Raw genomic sequence first — 15093 nt, forward strand, 5'->3', positions numbered from 1 at the left:
ACTACTCATGTTTAAGAAACTCACTCTTGGGATCGCCACCGCGCTCGGCCTCACGGCCGGCGCAGCCTTCGCGGCAGGCGGTGCAGGCGAGGTTTACGACTACGACTTCTCGTTCGAGGGGCCTTTCGGCACCTATGACGAGATGCAGCTGCAACGCGGTCTGCAGGTCTACACCGAGGTTTGCTCGGCCTGTCACGGTCTGAAATTCGTCGCCATCCGCACGCTGGGTGACGAAGGCGGGCCCAACCTGCCCGACGATCAGGTCGCGGCCTATGCCGAGTTCTGGGAAGTCTTCGACCCTGCGATTGACGATTTCCGCACCGCGACGCCGAACGACAAGTTCCCCGAGTCCGGTCTGGAAAACGCACCTGACCTTAGCTTGATGGCCAAGGCGCGCGCTGGCTTCCACGGCCCTTATGGCTCGGGCCTGAACCAGCTCTTCAAAGGCATGGGTGGCGCGGAATACATCGCAACCCTGCTCGCCGGATATACCGGTGAAGAGAAAGAAGAAGCCGGCACCATCCTCTACGAGAACATCGCGTTCCCGGGTGGCTGGATTTCCATGGCACCGCCGCTTTACGGTGATGACGTGGAATATGCCGACGGCTCACCCACGGATATCGAATCCGTGTCGCAAGACGTGGCCGCCTTCCTGATGTGGACGGCAGAGCCCAAGATGATGGCCCGCAAGCAGACCGGCTTTATCGCCGTTATGTTCCTGACGGTCCTGTCTGTGCTGCTCTATCTGACCAACAAGCGTCTCTGGGCGCCGATCAAGGCCCGCGCCAAGGGTCAAGGTCAACCGGCCGAGTAAGCTACCCACATATCCAATCAAAAAGGGCGCCCCATGCGGCGCCCTTTTTCATGTTCCCAGATAGGCGCGCATCGCCTCAGGGGGATCGCTCAGGAACGTCTCCATTTCGACCGGCGCTTCGACACGACCATCCGCCACCAGAATGCACTGATCCGCAATCAGGCGCGCATCGTCGGGATCATGGGTGATCATCAGCAAGGTCGCCCCCGTCTCTGCCACCAAATCACGCACCAGCCCCAGCATCTCGATCCGCATAGCAGGCCCCAGCGCCGCGAAAGGCTCATCCAGCAGCACAAGGGGCTTTTCCCTCAGAAGCATCCGCGCCACAGCCACACGGCTTTGCTGCCCCCCTGAAAGCGCCGCTGGCTTGCGATCCTCAAGACCTTCAAGCCCCACACGCTGCAACGCCTCCCGCACGCGCGTGGCGTCAGCCTCGTTCAGTTTCAACTTTGGCGAAATCCCCAGACCCACATTCTGAAACGCCGTCAGATGCGGAAAGAGGTTATTGTCCTGAAAGACCATGCTCACCGGCCGCTCAGCCGGGGGTAGCGGGCCGATCTCCTGCCCGTTCCACATCAGCCGCCCCGTCGCGTCCTGAAAACCGGCAATCACATTGAGCAGCGTCGATTTCCCCGCGCCCGACGGCCCCATCACCGCCACACGCGCGCCCTTGGCGACCTCAAACGTGCCTTCCATCGTGAAGTCGCCCAAATCGACACGCATGTTCTCAAACGTCAACATCAACGCGTCCTCCACGGTCGCAAATCCAGAAAGCGGCAAGGCTCAGCGTCACCAGCACCAGCGCCGCCGCTGCCGCCTGCTCCAACCGGTAGGCCCCCATCAGCCGGAAGAGCGCCAGCGGCAACGTTTCCACGTCCGGGTTGCTGAACAGCGCAATCACCCCCAGATCGCCCATCGACAACGCCGCCGCCAGCCCTGCGCCGAAGCCCAAAGGTCGCCGCAAACGCGGCACCGCCACCCAGCGCAACCATGTAAAGCCGCTGATCCCCAGTGACGCGCTCAAATTGCCATAGCCCGCCTGCAAATCCCGCACCGCAGGCACCAACGCGCGCAACGCAAAAGGCAAGGCCATCGCCGCGTTCACCACCGCAGTAACGGGTAAGCTCAGCGCTGTAGGGTCCGCAAACGGAAAGATCATCACGAAAAGCCCGGTGCCCATCACCAAGGGCGACGCGGCGATTGTCAGGGACCCGATCCCTTCCACCAAAGCGCCCGCCCCCGCTGACAACCGGCTCACCGCCAGCGCCATCGACAGGGCCAAAGCCATGCACAGCGCGGTCGAGACCACCGTCACCCAGATTGAGCTCCACGCCGCCTCCAGCACCGATCCCGGCAAGCTGAATACACCGCCGATCCCCTCAATCACGATCATGCTCAGCGGTCCTAAAAGGAACACTGCTGCCAGCCCGATGCACAGGGCGTCCAAGACGCGCAGGCCCAGCCCGTCCGCCTCCCACCGTCGCACCACGCGGTCCAATCCGACCCCGCTGGTCGACGGCAAGCGCACTTTGAAAACCAAAGCCCCCGCGACAACGCAGATCATCACCTGCACCAGTCCCAGCAGCGCCGCTTTCGACAGGTCAAAGTCAAACCGAAACGCCTGATAGATCGCCAGCTCGACCGTGGTTGCCTGAGGTCCCCCGCCCAGCGCAAGCGCCACCGCAAAACTCGTCGTGCAGATCAGGAAAATCACCAGAAAAACCCCTGGCACTACATCGCGCAGCATGGGGCGCTCGAGCACGCGCGCGACATCTGACACTGTGAAGCCAAGCGATGCGGCCAGCCGAAACCGCTCTGCCGGGATGGCCAGCCAGCCTTGCAGAATCAACCGCGTCGCAAATGGCAAGTTAAAGAACACATGCGCCAGCAGGATGCCATGGACGCCAAAGATCGAAATAGGCTCTAACCCAGCCCAACTCAGCACTTCTGAGACGACACCCGTCCGCCCGAACACCGCCAAAAGGCCAAGGATCGCAACGATGGTTGGCAAGATAAACGGCGCACCCAGAACCGTGATTAGCGCACTGCGCCCCCAGAACTGCCGCCGCGCCAAAGCACGCGCCACCGGGATCGCCAATGCAACAGAAATCGCCGCTGACGCCGCCGCCTGCCACACTGTGAACCACACATAGCCCCAGTCGCGTGGCCCCAACGCCCCAAACCCGTCAGCCCGCCAGACGACCGCACCCAGCGTTCCAAGGGTCAGCGCCAGAACTAGAGCGGCCGAAACCGCTCCGGCCCAGATGCTTAGCGTCCCAGCGCGGACAGCCATTCTTCAACCGCCGGATCGCGCAAGGCTGCGGCTTCTTCCTCGGAATAGAGCAGCGCCTTGGGGGGGGTCGGCAAGGTCTGGAACGTCTCTGGCAACTTCTCGAAATCGAGCTTCGCCGGGTAGCTCCAGTTACCTTCAGGAATGATCATCTGAAACCCATCCGTCAGGATGAAAGACATGAACTGATCCGCCAGCTCCGGTTGATCCGTGCCCGCAATCTTGCCCACCAGTTCTGCGGTCAAATAGTGACCTTCCTCGAAAATTGCCGCGGATTTCGTCAGGTCTTCCTCGGCCATGATGTGATAGGCGGGCGACGTGGTGTAGGAAAACACCATATCCGCCTCGCCATCGGTGAACATCCCGTAGGCTTCCGACCAGCCCGCCGTCACCGTCAGAATTTTCGGAGCCAGCTTCTCCCACGCCAACTGCGCGTCGTCGCCGTAAACCGATTTCACCCACAGCAGCAGCGCCAGACCTGAAAAGGACGAGCGCGGGTCCTGAATGACGATCTTCCAATCCTCGTCCGAGTTCACCAGCGCATCGAAACTACTGGGCGGGTTGGTGATCTTGGTGTTGTCATAGACAAACCCCGAATAGCCCCAGTTGAACGGCATAAAAATCTCGTCCGTCCATTCGATCGGCATCGTCAGCGCGCTGGTGTCCTGCCCATGCGGAGCAAACAAACCAGTTTCACGCGCCTGCTTGGTCACATCTGTGTTCAACCCGATCACCACATCCGCTTTGATGCGCGCGCCTTCCAGCATGATCCGCGGCATCAGATCGCCCGTGACAAACTGCAGATCACAGGCGCATTCAGCTTCAAAAGCAGTCTCTATTGCAGGGCCTGGGCCCCATTCCGATCCAAAGTAATCAGGCGCGTAGACAGTGAGAGCAGGTGTCTCTGCAAGCGCATTTGTAGCGCTCAGCATAAGTCCCGCGGCAAGTGTGAGATGGTTCATATCATCCTCCATATGCGCCGGACGGGGTCAGGGTGGAGGATATCCAAACACCTTCCCTCCGCCGGTCTTAACCGGTTCAGGTTCAACGGGTCCGCAGAATTGCATCTCAGCCAGAATGGCCCCCCGAGGTAGCGCAGACGGTAGGGCGCGGTCCAAACTTGTGCAAGCCGATTTCCCCCGCTAGACCGATCCGGCAAAGGAGTGCGGCACATGAGCATGAACAGTTTCGGACATCTGTTTCGGGTCACAACCTGGGGCGAAAGCCACGGGCCTGCCTTGGGCGCAATCGTCGATGGCTGCCCTCCGGGCGTGCCGATCTCCGAAGAGATGATCCAGCACTGGCTCGACAAGCGCAAACCCGGTCAGAACAAGTTCACGACCCAGCGGCGGGAGGCCGACGCAGTGAAGATCCTGTCTGGCGTGTTCGAAGGGCAGACGACCGGAACGCCGGTGCATTTGATGATCGAGAACACCGATCAACGCTCCAAGGATTACGGCGATATCGCCGAGAAGTTTCGCCCCGGTCATGCCGATATCACCTATTGGCAAAAATACGGTATCCGCGATTATCGCGGCGGCGGGCGCTCCTCTGCCCGCGAAACCGCAGCCCGCGTGGCGGCTGGCGGGTTAGCCCGCGAAGCGATCAAAATGCTCGCCCCCGATCTGCAAATCACCGGCTACATGACCCAGATGGGGCCACATCAGATCGACCGGAACCGTTTCGATTGGGATCAGATCACAGAGAACCCGTTCTGGACCCCGGATGCGCAAGCCGCGACCGAGTGGGCCGATTATCTCGACGGTCTGCGCAAATCCGGCTCCAGCGTTGGCGCGATCATCGAGGTCACCGCGCGCGGCGTCCCCGCAGGCCTTGGTGCACCGATTTACGCCAAGTTAGACACTGATTTAGCCGCCGCGATGATGTCCATCAACGCCGTCAAAGGTGTCGAAATAGGTGAAGGCATGTCCGCTGCGATGCTGACCGGCGAGCTGAACGCGGATGAAATCACGATGGGCCCCGACTGCCCCGAATACAGCTCTAACCACTCCGGCGGCATCCTTGGCGGCATCTCCACCGGGCAAGACGTTGTCGTGCGCTTTGCAGTCAAACCAACCTCGTCGATCCTGACGACGCGCAAGACGATCACCAAATCCGGTGAAGATACACAGATTATCACGAAAGGCCGTCATGACCCCTGCGTCGGCATTCGCGCGGTTCCTGTGGGCGAAGCGATGATGGCCTGCGTGATCCTGGATCACCTACTTCTGCACCGTGGTCAGATTGGCGAGAACAGAGGCAAGATCGGCTAGTTTAGGGTCGAATCCACTGTCTCAAGAAACGCTTTCAATTCGCGTTTGTCGATGCTGGCCTCCAGACGCTCGACCACCTTGCCGCCGCGCATAATCAACAACGTGCCATGGCGCGTTACACGCAACCGCTCGGCCATCCGCGATTTGCCATATGTGTCGTAATCCACGGTCACAAAGGTCAGCTTTTGCCCATAGCTCGGGTCTTCGGTCATAATCTCGGTCAGGATTTCTTCCTGACGGGCGCTCGTCGGGCTCCACGCCGTCTGAAACTTGACCAAAAGCGTTTCGCCATTGTCAAAGCGCTCTTTCTTCAGGCCGGGAATATACTCAATCGGCTCTGGCGCGCCCGCCTGCGCGACGCCCGCCATCACCGCCAAAACACCTACCAAAACCCGCATCTTCAGTCTGCCCCCTAGACCCTGTTATTGCATAAAATGCCCAAAACTGAGCCGCTTGTCATGCCTCAACTTTGTGCTGTTTGGAAAGCTGCACCGCCAGAATACCGCCCGCGATGATCGCGACGCCGACAATGTCCATCGGCCCCAGCTTCTCGCCCAGTAAAAGCGCCGCAATCGCCACCCCAAAGAAGGGGTTCAAAAAGTGGAACGTCGCCGCTTTCACCGCGCCGATCCGACCTACCAGCAAGAACCAGACCACCGTCGCAGCGAGGCCCGGCACAAGCGTCGTGTAGACGAACGCGGCCAAAAGCGTCCAGCTTGGGGTAAACACCGGCTCTTCCAGCGCCAAAGCCAGGATCGCCAGCGCAACCGATCCGATCAGCATCTGCAACCCCACGATCATCAAGACATTCCCGCCCGACGATGCGCCGCGCACCGCCAGCGTCGCAACAGTCAACGATACCACGCCGATCCCGCAAAGCAGGACGCCAAAAAGATCGACCCCGCCTTGCATCCGTGCGCCCATTATCAGCGCAACGCCGATGACGCCCGCGACCAACCCGGCAACCCCAAGGGGGCGCACTTTTTCTGAAAAGACAAGCCACCCGGCCAAAGCCACCAGCAACGGCATCGTGGAGGCGATGATCGCCGCCAACGACGCCTCCACCGTTTGCATCGCGACGAAATTCAGACCCAAATACAGCGCATTTTGGCATATTCCGAACAGGATCGTCGCGCGCCATTGTGCGCGCGACAGCCGCCAGCTTTGCCCCAGCGCCCGCGCAATCACGACCGCGATCAGCCCTGAAATGAGGAACCGCAAAGACAGCGCCATCAAGGGCGGCGCGCTGGCCACAATGATCCGCGCCGAGGTGAACGCGGATGACCACATCAGCGCAAAGGCCAGCCCCATGAATATCGCGCGCAGATCCATCGTCTCTCCAAACAAAAAGGGCCGCCAAAGCGACCCTTCCGTTAACCTTGATCAAACGTCAAGATCAGCCGTTCACGCTGTCTTTCAGCGCTTTGGCGATCGTCATTTTGACAACCTTGTCGGCGTCTTTCTTGATCTGCTCGCCCGTGGCGGGGTTGCGGACCATACGCTCGGGACGCTCGCGGCAATAAATCTTGCCAACGCCCGGAAGCGTCACAGCACCACCACCGGAAACCTCGCGGGTGATCAGACCCGTGATCGCTTCGAGAGCGGCATTTGCTGCTTTTTTGTCAGTGCCCATGTCTTCTGCCAGTGCGGCCACAAGCTGGGTCTTTGTCATCGGTTTAGCCATCGTATGTCTCCTCACGATTGCCCATTTTATAGGGCGTTATCGCAGTTACTAAACCGTATCTTGGGGGTGCACACAACGCTTAGGTGCACATTTCCTCATAAAATAGCGCATTTTGTGCGTTTTTGACGGCTCAGAGGAAGGCCGTTTCCTCGAAACTGCGCAATTTCCGCGAATGGATGCGTTCCAGGGGCATTTCGCGCAGCTGTTCCATCGCGCGGATTCCAATCATCAAATGGCGCGAAACCTGCGTTTTATAGAAGTCCGAGGCCATGCCTGGCAGCTTCAATTCCCCGTGCAGCGGTTTGTCCGAGACACATAAAAGCGTCCCATACGGCACCCGGAACCGAAACCCGTTCGCCGCAATCGTTGCACTTTCCATATCGAGCGCGACAGCGCGGCTTTGGGACAGCCGGTGCACCGGACCGGATTGATCGCGCAGCTCCCAGTTGCGGTTGTCGATGGTCGCCACGGTGCCCGTGCGCATGATCCGCTTCAGCTCGAACCCTTCAAGCTGCGTGACCTGCGCCACCGCCTGTTCCAGCGCGATCTGAATCTCGGCCAGCGCCGGGATCGGCACCCAGACGGGCAGGTCATCATCCAGCACATGATCCTCGCGCAGATAGGCATGGGCCAGCACGAAATCCCCAAGGCTTTGGCTGTTCCGAAGCCCCGCACAATGCCCCACCATCAACCACGCATGGGGCCGCAGAACCGCGATATGATCCGTTGCGGTTTTCGCGTTCGACGGCCCGACCCCGATATTGACCAGCGTGATCCCCCCCTGCCCCTCTCGTTTCAAATGATAGGTCGGCATCTGAGGCAGTTTCGCAGGGATCGGCAGATCCGCCCCGCCTTCGGCGATCTCCACATTTCCAGGGCCGACAAACGACGTGTAGCCGCTGTCGGGATCGTCCAGCATCTTGCGCGCAAAGCCTTCGAACTCTTCGACATAGAACTGATAGTTCGTGAACAGGATGTGGTTCTGAAAATGCTCCGCCGCCGTGGCTGTGTAATGCGCCAATCGAGCAAGCGAATAATCAATCCGCTGCGCCGTGAACGCCGCCAAGGGATGCGCACCATCATCATAGCGAAACTCGGTCCCGTTCACGATGTCATCATTCGTCGTGCTCAGATCCGGCACATCGAACACATCGCGCATGGTAAAGCTCAGCACACCGTCTTGCGGCACATTCAACGCCGCGTCGCCCGCCACCGCGAAGTGAATCGGAATGGGCGTCGCAGATGGCCCGATCAGGATCGCCACCTTATGATTGTGCAACAAAAGTCCGATCTGCTGCTTGAGGTAATTCTCGAAAAGATCAGGCCGGGTGATCGTCGTTGCGTATTCACCGGGCTGCGCGACATGACCAAAGGACAAGCGACTGTCCACCTGCGCGAAGGTCGTCGTTGAAATTCTGATCTCCGGGTAAAAAGCGCGGATGCGACCCTGGGGCGTGTTGCCCGCCAACGCCTCGGCAAATTGTCCTTGCAGAAACAAGGTCGCGTCTTTGTAAAGCGCAATCAGCCTCTCAACGGCGGCGCTCGCATCGGTGAAAGAGGTATGTTCTTGATGCGGTGGTGTCTGTATGGTGATCGCTGGTGTCACGGATGGCTCCCTTTCGCGCAAACCTGCACTCAACCGCGCGTCCCTTCAAGCGAATTGCTTGCGCGCCTTGGCGTCAATCGGCATCACTTGGCGCATGAACAAGACGCTTCTCTCTTTCGGTCACGGCTATTCCGCCCGCGCGCTCACCCGTCGGTTGTTGCCTTTGGGTTGGACAGTGATCGGCACGACCCGATCCGCTGACAAAGCCGAGGTGTTGCGCAGCGAAGGGGTCGAGCCTTTGATCTGGCCCGGCACAGATGTGACCGACGCACTTGCGCGCGCAACGCATCTGCTGATCTCCGCCGGACCGGATGATAGTGGCGACCCCGTTTTGGGCCAACTTAGAGACGAAATCGCGGCGAAAGCCCCCGATTTAGAGTGGGCGGGATACCTCTCCACCACCGGCGTTTATGGCGATCATAACGGCGGCTGGGTTGACGAAACTGCACCACTGACGCCCGCCACCAAACGCGGCCAGCTTCGTGTCGAGGCCGAAGCACAGTGGCAGGCGATCCCCGATCTGCCGCTGCACATCTTCCGCCTCGCCGGCATTTATGGCCCCGGTCGCGGCCCGTTCAGCAAGGTCCGAAACGGCACGGCGCGGCGGATCATCAAGAAGGGCCAGGTCTTCAGCCGCACCCATGTTGAGGATATCGCCCAGATCCTTCACGCCTCGATCAATCACCCAAACCCCGGCGCGGCCTATAACGTCTGCGACGATGACCCCGCGCCTCCGCAAGATGTCATCGCCTATGCTGCCGAATTGCTTGAGATGCCGGTGCCAGAAGCTGTAGATTTCGAAGACGCCGACCTCAGCCCCATGGCCCGCAGTTTCTACGCCGAATCCAAGAAGGTCTCGAACAAACGCATCAAGGACGAATTGGGCGTAAAGCTGATCTACCCCGACTATCGCACCGGGTTACAGGCGTTGCTGAAAGCCGAAGGCTAAGCGCGCTTACTCTCCAGCGACGCCACGCCCAGAACGTCCAGAACCTTCGCTTCGATATGCTCTGAGTTCAGCGCGGCGACCTCGTACATATCGCGCGGGCTGGCCTGGTCGATAAAGATATCCGGCAGCACCATGGAGCGGAATTTCAGCCCGTGATCGAAGACACCTTCGTCTGACAAAAGTTGCGCGACATGGCTGCCAAAGCCCCCCACCGCGCCTTCCTCGATGGTGATCAACGCTTCATGCTCGGCGGCCAGTTTCAGGATCAAATCCCGATCCAGAGGCTTGGCAAAACGTGCGTCCGCAATCGTCGGCGTGATGCCTTTCGCTGCAAGGTTCTCCGCCGCTTTTTGCACTTCCTGCAATCTTGTCCCGAAAGACAGGATCGCGACGCGCTTCCCTTCGGCGATCATGCGCCCTTTGCCGATCTCCAAAGGCTCGGCATCTTCGGGGATATCAACCCCGACACCTTCGCCGCGCGGAAACCGGAACGCGCTTGGCCCGTCGTCATACGCTGCCGCTGTCGCAACCATACGCACCAGCTCCGCCTCGTCCGCCGCCGCCATCACGACAAACCCCGGCAAGTTCGCCAGATAGGCCACATCAAACGCGCCTGCATGGGTCGCGCCATCAGCGCCGACCAGCCCCGCGCGATCAATCGCGAACCGAACCGGTAGGCGCTGCAAAGCCACATCATGCACAACCTGATCGTAGCCACGCTGCAAAAACGTCGAATACATCGCGCAGAACGGCTTCATCCCGCCTGCCGCAAGACCCGCGCAAAAGGTCACGCCATGTTGCTCGGCAATACCCACATCAAACGTGCGCGAGGCATAGCGTTCGGCAAATTGCTTGAGCCCCGTGCCATCCGGCATCGCAGCCGTCACCGCACAAATTCGCGAATCCTTTTCGGCTTCCTTCAACAAAGCCTCGGCAAACACTTTCGTATAGCTGGGCGCGTTCGACGGCGCTTTCTTCTGCGCGCCCGTCACAACATCGAACTTGGACACCCCGTGGCCCTTGTCGTCGGCCCCTTCGGCAGGCGCATAGCCCTTGCCCTTGGTCGTAATGGCATGGATCAAAATCGGCTTGTCCGCCCGCGCTTTCACAGTCCGCAACACGGCCAGCAGCTGGTCCATATCGTGCCCGTCAATCGGCCCGACATAGGAAAAGCCAAGCTCTTCAAACAGCGTGCCGCCAATAGTCATGCCTTTCAGCAAATCCTTGGCCCGCTGCGCGCCTTCCTGAAACGGCGGCGGCAACAGGCTGATTGCGCCCTTGGCCGCGGCCTTGAACTCCTGAAACGGCGCCCCGGCATAAAGCCGCGACAGATATGACGACATCGCCCCCACGGGTGGTGCGATGCTCATCTCGTTATCGTTCAGAATCACGATCAACCGCTTGTCCAAATGACCTGCGTTGTTCATCGCCTCAAACGCCATGCCGGCGCTCATGGCACCATCGCCGATCACCGCAATTGCGTCGCCCAGCCCATGCTCCGGCGCGCCGCCCAGATCCCGCGCGACGGCGAAGCCCAAAGCGGCAGAGATCGAGGTGCTCGAATGCGCGGCACCAAACGGGTCATAGGGGCTTTCCGAACGTTTGGTGAACCCGCTCAACCCGTCCTTCATCCGCAACGTGCGAATACGGTCGCGCCGTCCGGTCAAAATCTTATGCGGATAACACTGATGGCTCACATCCCAAATCAGGCGATCCTTGGGCGTGTCGAACACCGCGTGAATCGCCACCGTCATCTCGACAACACCAAGCCCTGCGCCCAGATGACCGCCCGTCTCGGAGACGGCGGAAATCGTCTCGGCCCGCAATTCATCAGCGACCTGACGCAGCTGCGCATCAGACATGCCTTTCAGATCAGCGGGGCTTTGGACGGTATCCAGCAACGGAGTGTTCGGTCTGTCTGACATGTCGCTGGCCTTTGATCCTGACACTTACTTGTCGCGCGAGATAACGAACCGGGCCGCCTCTCGCAAGTTTTCCGCCCGCCCACCATAAGGCGATAACGCCGCATCTGCTTCCTTAACCAAATCCTGCGCCCGCGCTTTCGCGGCATCCAGACCCAGCAAGGATACGAATGTGGCCTTCCCGGCCTCCGCATCTTTTTGCAGCCGTTTGCCTGCGGTTTGGGCATCGCCCTCAACATCCAAAATGTCGTCCGCAATCTGAAAAGCAAGGCCCAGCGCCTGCGCATAAGCGCGCAGCGGCGCGATATCAGCGCGGCCCATCACAGCGCCTGCCTCTGCCGACCAGCGGATCAGCGCACCGGTCTTGTTGCGCTGCAACTCCATGATCTGATCCAGCGTCAAAGGCACCTGCGCCGTCTCAGCCGCAATATCCTGCGCTTGTCCCAGCACCATGCCTTGCGCCCCGCTCGCCTTGGCCAAAGACGAAACCAAGGAAATCCGCACGTCTGCCTCCGCCTCCATCCCCGCCAGCAGATCAAACGCCATGGTCTGCAACGCATCGCCCACCAGAACCGCCGTCGCATCATCCCATTTCACATGAACCGTCGGCTGCCCGCGCCGCAAGTCGTCGTCGTCCATGCAGGGCAAATCGTCATGCACCAACGAATAGGCGTGCAGCGCCTCGATGGCCGCGGCAGCCTGCACCGACACCGCATCCGGTACGTCATGCAGCCGCGCGCTTTCCATCACCAGAAACGCCCGCAGCCGCTTCCCGCCATTGCAGGCATAGCGCATGCCTTCGACAACCGGCAGATCGCCATACCCGGCCATCGCAGCGTCCAAAGCCCCTTGCGTGGCCCGTGCCGCGTCATCCAATACTGTCTTGAACAAAGGCTACAGCCCTTCGACAGGCGTCGTCCCAGTCGGCTGACCGCCCTCACCCAACGTGATCGCAGCCACCTTTTCCTCAGCCGATTTCAGCTTCGCCTCGCAGTGCTTTTTCAGCTCTGCACCGCGCTCATACAAAGTGATCGACTGCTCCAACGGCACATCACCGCTTTCCAGCTGACCCACCACCTTTTCCAGCTCGGCCATGGCCTGCTCGAAACTCATGTCTGCTACGGGGGTGTCACTCATCGGGCGCTCCTGAAATCCAACTCCGGGACCATAACGCCGCCCGTCATCGGGTTCAATCCGGGGCCAGCATATAACCCGATCCGCGCACCGTTTGCAGGTAACGTGGTTGCTTCGGGTCTGCCTCGATCTTGCGCCGCAGTCGCGTGATCTGCACATCCACAGCCCGCTCCTGCGCCTGCCCGCCATCGCGGCCCAGATCCTCGACCAAGCGCGTCCGGCTCACCGGCTCACCGGGACAACTTGAGAAGATCCGCATCAACTGCGCCTCAGTCGCAGTCAGCCGCACAAGGCTTTCGCCTTCCCACATCTCGCCGCGCTCGGTGTCATAGCGCACCGGCCCAAGATGCAGCACTTTCGGCGTCGTCACTGCATCTTCCGACGCAGGCACGCGGCGCAGGATCGCATTGATCCGTAACAGCAATTCCTTGGGCTCAAACGGCTTGGCCAGATAATCATCCGCCCCCGCTTCAAGCCCGACAATCCGGTCTTCGGTCTCGCCCTTGGCGGTCAAAAGCAGAATGGGCGTCGCACGCTCTTCGCGGATCGCCCTCGTCAAACTCACCCCATCCTCGCCCGGCATCATCACATCCAGCACGATCATGTCGAACTCTAGCCCTTCCAAAAGCCGCCGTGCATGGGCCGCGTCGCGCGCCGCCGACACCATGAACCCGTTCCGCATCAAGAACTTCTGAAGCAGCCCACGGATGCGTTCGTCATCGTCGACGATCAACAGATGTGCATCAATTTCGATCATTGGCCTGCATCCTTCAGCGCAAGATAGTGGCGCCGCATGTCGCCATCCATCATGGCTACAAGCACCTGTCTGAACCCTTGTACAGCCTCCGGCCCCGCCTTGCGATAGGCGTCTCGCATCCGGTTACGCTGCGCATCGCTGAGCGCGCGTTCCAGTTCGCGGCCTTTGTCGGTCAATGTCAGATGACGCTCTCTTTTGTCCTTTGTGCCGACCTTGCTTTCAACCAAACCGTCCTCGATCAAGGTCCGCAACACCCGATTAAGGGACTGTTTGGTCACCCCGAGGATCGACAGAAGGTTGTTCACCGTCGTGCCGGGCGACCGATGAATGAAATGCACCGCCCGGTGATGCGCGCGCCCATAGCCACGCTCTTCCAGAATACGGTCCGGATCAGCCGTAAAGCCGCGATAGGCGAAAAACATCGCCTCGATCCCTTTGCGCAGCTGCTCGTCTGTCAGAAACAGAAGGCTTTCACTGCTTGGCGGTGCGCTTTGATCTGCCATCGCGGTCTCACTTTGCCTTCTTTTTCCTCAAGCTGCCTCCGTTTTAAGTCAGCCTTGTTGACATTCCAAGAATCAATTGGTAGCGATTTGCAGTTTTTACGCAACATTATGTCCGATGTGGACGTAGTTCGTGAAATAATCGAAAAGCCGAAGGGCAAAACTGGAAGGACCAAGGCGATGGCCGGTGCATATGACGACCGCGACGGAATGATCTGGATGGATGGGGAAATGGTGAATTGGCGTGATGCCAACGTCCATATTCTGACCCACGCGATGCACTATGCCTCCTCCGTATTTGAAGGCGAGCGGGCCTATAACGGCAAGATCTTCGAGAGCGTGAAGCACTCCGAACGCCTCAAGAAATCCGCCGAGTATATCGACTTCGAGATCCCCTATACCGTCGATGAGATCGAAGCCGCCAAGGATCAGGTCCTGAAAACCTCCGGCCTGTCCGACGCTTACGTGCGCGCCGTTGCATGGCGTGGCGCTGGCGAAGACATGGGCGTTGCCTCTGCCAAGAACCCCGTCCGCATGGCGATCGCCGCGTGGGAATGGGGGGCCTATTACGGCGACGCAAAGATGAAGGGCGCCAAGCTCGACATCTCCAAATGGAAGCGCCCAAGCCCTGAAACGATCCCCTGCCACGCCAAGGCAGCTGGCCTCTATATGATCTGCACCATGTCCAAGCACGCAGCCGAGGCCAAGGGTTGCTCAGACGCCATGATGTTCGACTATCGCGGCTACGTGGCCGAAGCGACAGGCGCCAATATCTTCTTTGTCAAAGACGGCGAAGTGCACACGCCCAAGCCCGATTGCTTCCTCAACGGCATCACCCGCCAGACCGTGATCGGCATGCTGCAAGATCGCCAGATCAAGGTCCACGAGCGCCACATCGAACCGAGTGAACTTGAAGGGTTCGAGCAATGCTGGCTCACCGGCACCGCCGCCGAAGTCACGCCCGTGGGCACCATCGGTGACTACAACTTCGAGGTCGGAAGCCTGACCCGCGATGTGGCCCAAAGCTACGAGACGCTGGTGCGCAGCTAAAAGCACCTTAAAAACAAGACGAAAGGCCAGCCCTCCCACAGGCTGGCCTTTCGTATTCCCCCACTATCCCCCAACCAGAAACAAACAGTTTAAAGCAAACCTTCGCCACATTTC

General features: G+C 59.9%; 16 protein-coding genes and 1 riboswitch. Of the genes, 4 read left to right on the forward strand and 12 right to left on the reverse strand.

Features of this window, described 5'->3' with window-relative positions; translation table 11 throughout:
* Positions 1-7 precede the first annotated feature (7 nt).
* Positions 8-814: a cytochrome c1 gene (locus KUW67_RS09810; protein WP_224825106.1), complete on the forward strand. Its 807-nt coding sequence runs from the start codon at positions 8-10 to the stop codon at positions 812-814.
* Between the two features lie 48 nt (positions 815-862).
* Here KUW67_RS09810 and KUW67_RS09815 read toward each other — a convergent pair whose 3' ends face one another.
* Genes KUW67_RS09815 through KUW67_RS09825 form a run of 3 tightly spaced genes read right to left on the reverse strand, consistent with a single transcriptional unit; the run spans position 863 to position 4066 of the window.
* Positions 863-1555: an ATP-binding cassette domain-containing protein gene (locus tag KUW67_RS09815; protein WP_224825107.1), complete on the reverse strand. Its 693-nt coding sequence runs from the start codon at positions 1553-1555 to the stop codon at positions 863-865.
* The gene (locus tag KUW67_RS09820; protein ID WP_224825108.1) at positions 1542-3107 is read right to left on the reverse strand and encodes a thiamine/thiamine pyrophosphate ABC transporter permease ThiP; all 1566 of its coding nucleotides are present in this window, start codon (positions 3105-3107) and stop codon (positions 1542-1544) included. Before KUW67_RS09820 ends, KUW67_RS09815 begins: the two co-directional genes overlap by 14 nt.
* Complete coding sequence (locus KUW67_RS09825; protein WP_224825109.1) at positions 3083-4066, reverse strand: thiamine ABC transporter substrate binding subunit; 984 nt, start codon at positions 4064-4066, stop codon at positions 3083-3085. Before KUW67_RS09825 ends, KUW67_RS09820 begins: the two co-directional genes overlap by 25 nt.
* A 36-nt stretch (positions 4067-4102) precedes the next feature.
* A riboswitch (TPP riboswitch) is annotated at positions 4103-4202 on the reverse strand.
* Between the two features lie 74 nt (positions 4203-4276).
* On the opposite strand from KUW67_RS09825, the gene aroC reads away from it, so the two are divergent.
* Positions 4277-5377 carry a chorismate synthase gene (aroC, locus tag KUW67_RS09830; RefSeq protein WP_224825110.1) on the forward strand — a complete coding sequence of 367 codons (1101 nt, stop codon included), beginning with the start codon at positions 4277-4279 and terminating at the stop codon, positions 5375-5377.
* Here the strand turns inward: aroC and KUW67_RS09835 are convergent.
* The 4 genes from KUW67_RS09835 to KUW67_RS09850 form a co-directional block, all read right to left on the reverse strand.
* A complete protein-coding gene (locus KUW67_RS09835; protein WP_224825111.1) occupies positions 5374-5775 on the reverse strand; it encodes a thioredoxin family protein in 402 nt (133 codons plus the stop codon). The two genes, aroC and KUW67_RS09835, sit on opposite strands and share 4 nt — an antisense overlap.
* A 58-nt stretch (positions 5776-5833) precedes the next feature.
* Positions 5834-6709: a DMT family transporter gene (locus KUW67_RS09840; protein ID WP_224825112.1), complete on the reverse strand. Its 876-nt coding sequence runs from the start codon at positions 6707-6709 to the stop codon at positions 5834-5836.
* Positions 6710-6773: 64 nt separating this feature from the next.
* Positions 6774-7061 carry an HU family DNA-binding protein gene (locus KUW67_RS09845; RefSeq protein WP_224825113.1) on the reverse strand — a complete coding sequence of 96 codons (288 nt, stop codon included), beginning with the start codon at positions 7059-7061 and terminating at the stop codon, positions 6774-6776.
* A 130-nt stretch (positions 7062-7191) separates the two neighbouring features.
* Entirely contained in the window at positions 7192-8667 is a 1476-nt protein-coding gene (locus tag KUW67_RS09850) for an AMP nucleosidase (RefSeq protein ID WP_224825114.1), read from the reverse strand.
* A gap of 94 nt (positions 8668-8761) precedes the next feature.
* Between KUW67_RS09850 and KUW67_RS09855 the strand changes: the two genes are divergently transcribed.
* Complete coding sequence (locus tag KUW67_RS09855) at positions 8762-9616, forward strand: SDR family oxidoreductase (RefSeq protein ID WP_224825155.1); 855 nt, start codon at positions 8762-8764, stop codon at positions 9614-9616.
* On the opposite strand, the gene dxs is transcribed toward KUW67_RS09855, so the two are convergent.
* From dxs to KUW67_RS09880, 5 genes are all read right to left on the reverse strand, one after another.
* Positions 9613-11541 carry a 1-deoxy-D-xylulose-5-phosphate synthase gene (gene dxs, locus KUW67_RS09860; RefSeq protein WP_224825115.1) on the reverse strand — a complete coding sequence of 643 codons (1929 nt, stop codon included), beginning with the start codon at positions 11539-11541 and terminating at the stop codon, positions 9613-9615. The genes KUW67_RS09855 and dxs overlap by 4 nt on opposite strands.
* Positions 11542-11565: 24 nt before the next feature.
* Positions 11566-12369, reverse strand: a complete 804-nt coding sequence (locus tag KUW67_RS09865; RefSeq protein ID WP_224825156.1) for a farnesyl diphosphate synthase — start codon at positions 12367-12369, stop codon at positions 11566-11568.
* Between the two features lie 63 nt (positions 12370-12432).
* A complete protein-coding gene (locus KUW67_RS09870; protein ID WP_224825116.1) occupies positions 12433-12675 on the reverse strand; it encodes an exodeoxyribonuclease VII small subunit in 243 nt (80 codons plus the stop codon).
* Positions 12676-12727: 52 nt separating this feature from the next.
* On the reverse strand, positions 12728-13429 hold the full coding sequence (locus tag KUW67_RS09875) for a response regulator (RefSeq protein WP_224825117.1): 702 nt from the start codon (positions 13427-13429) through the stop codon (positions 12728-12730).
* Positions 13426-13932 (reverse strand): MarR family winged helix-turn-helix transcriptional regulator, encoded by a 507-nt coding sequence (locus KUW67_RS09880; RefSeq protein WP_224825118.1) that lies wholly within the window; start codon positions 13930-13932, stop codon positions 13426-13428. Before KUW67_RS09880 ends, KUW67_RS09875 begins: the two co-directional genes overlap by 4 nt.
* 177 nt (positions 13933-14109) lie before the next feature.
* Between KUW67_RS09880 and KUW67_RS09885 the strand changes: the two genes are divergently transcribed.
* Complete coding sequence (locus KUW67_RS09885) at positions 14110-14979, forward strand: branched-chain amino acid aminotransferase (RefSeq protein ID WP_224825119.1); 870 nt, start codon at positions 14110-14112, stop codon at positions 14977-14979.
* The last annotated feature ends 114 nt before the right edge of the window (positions 14980-15093 follow it).

It is taken from the genome of Cognatishimia sp. MH4019, assembly GCF_020177595.1.
Classification (GTDB): Bacteria; Pseudomonadota; Alphaproteobacteria; order Rhodobacterales; family Rhodobacteraceae; genus JAHTBL01.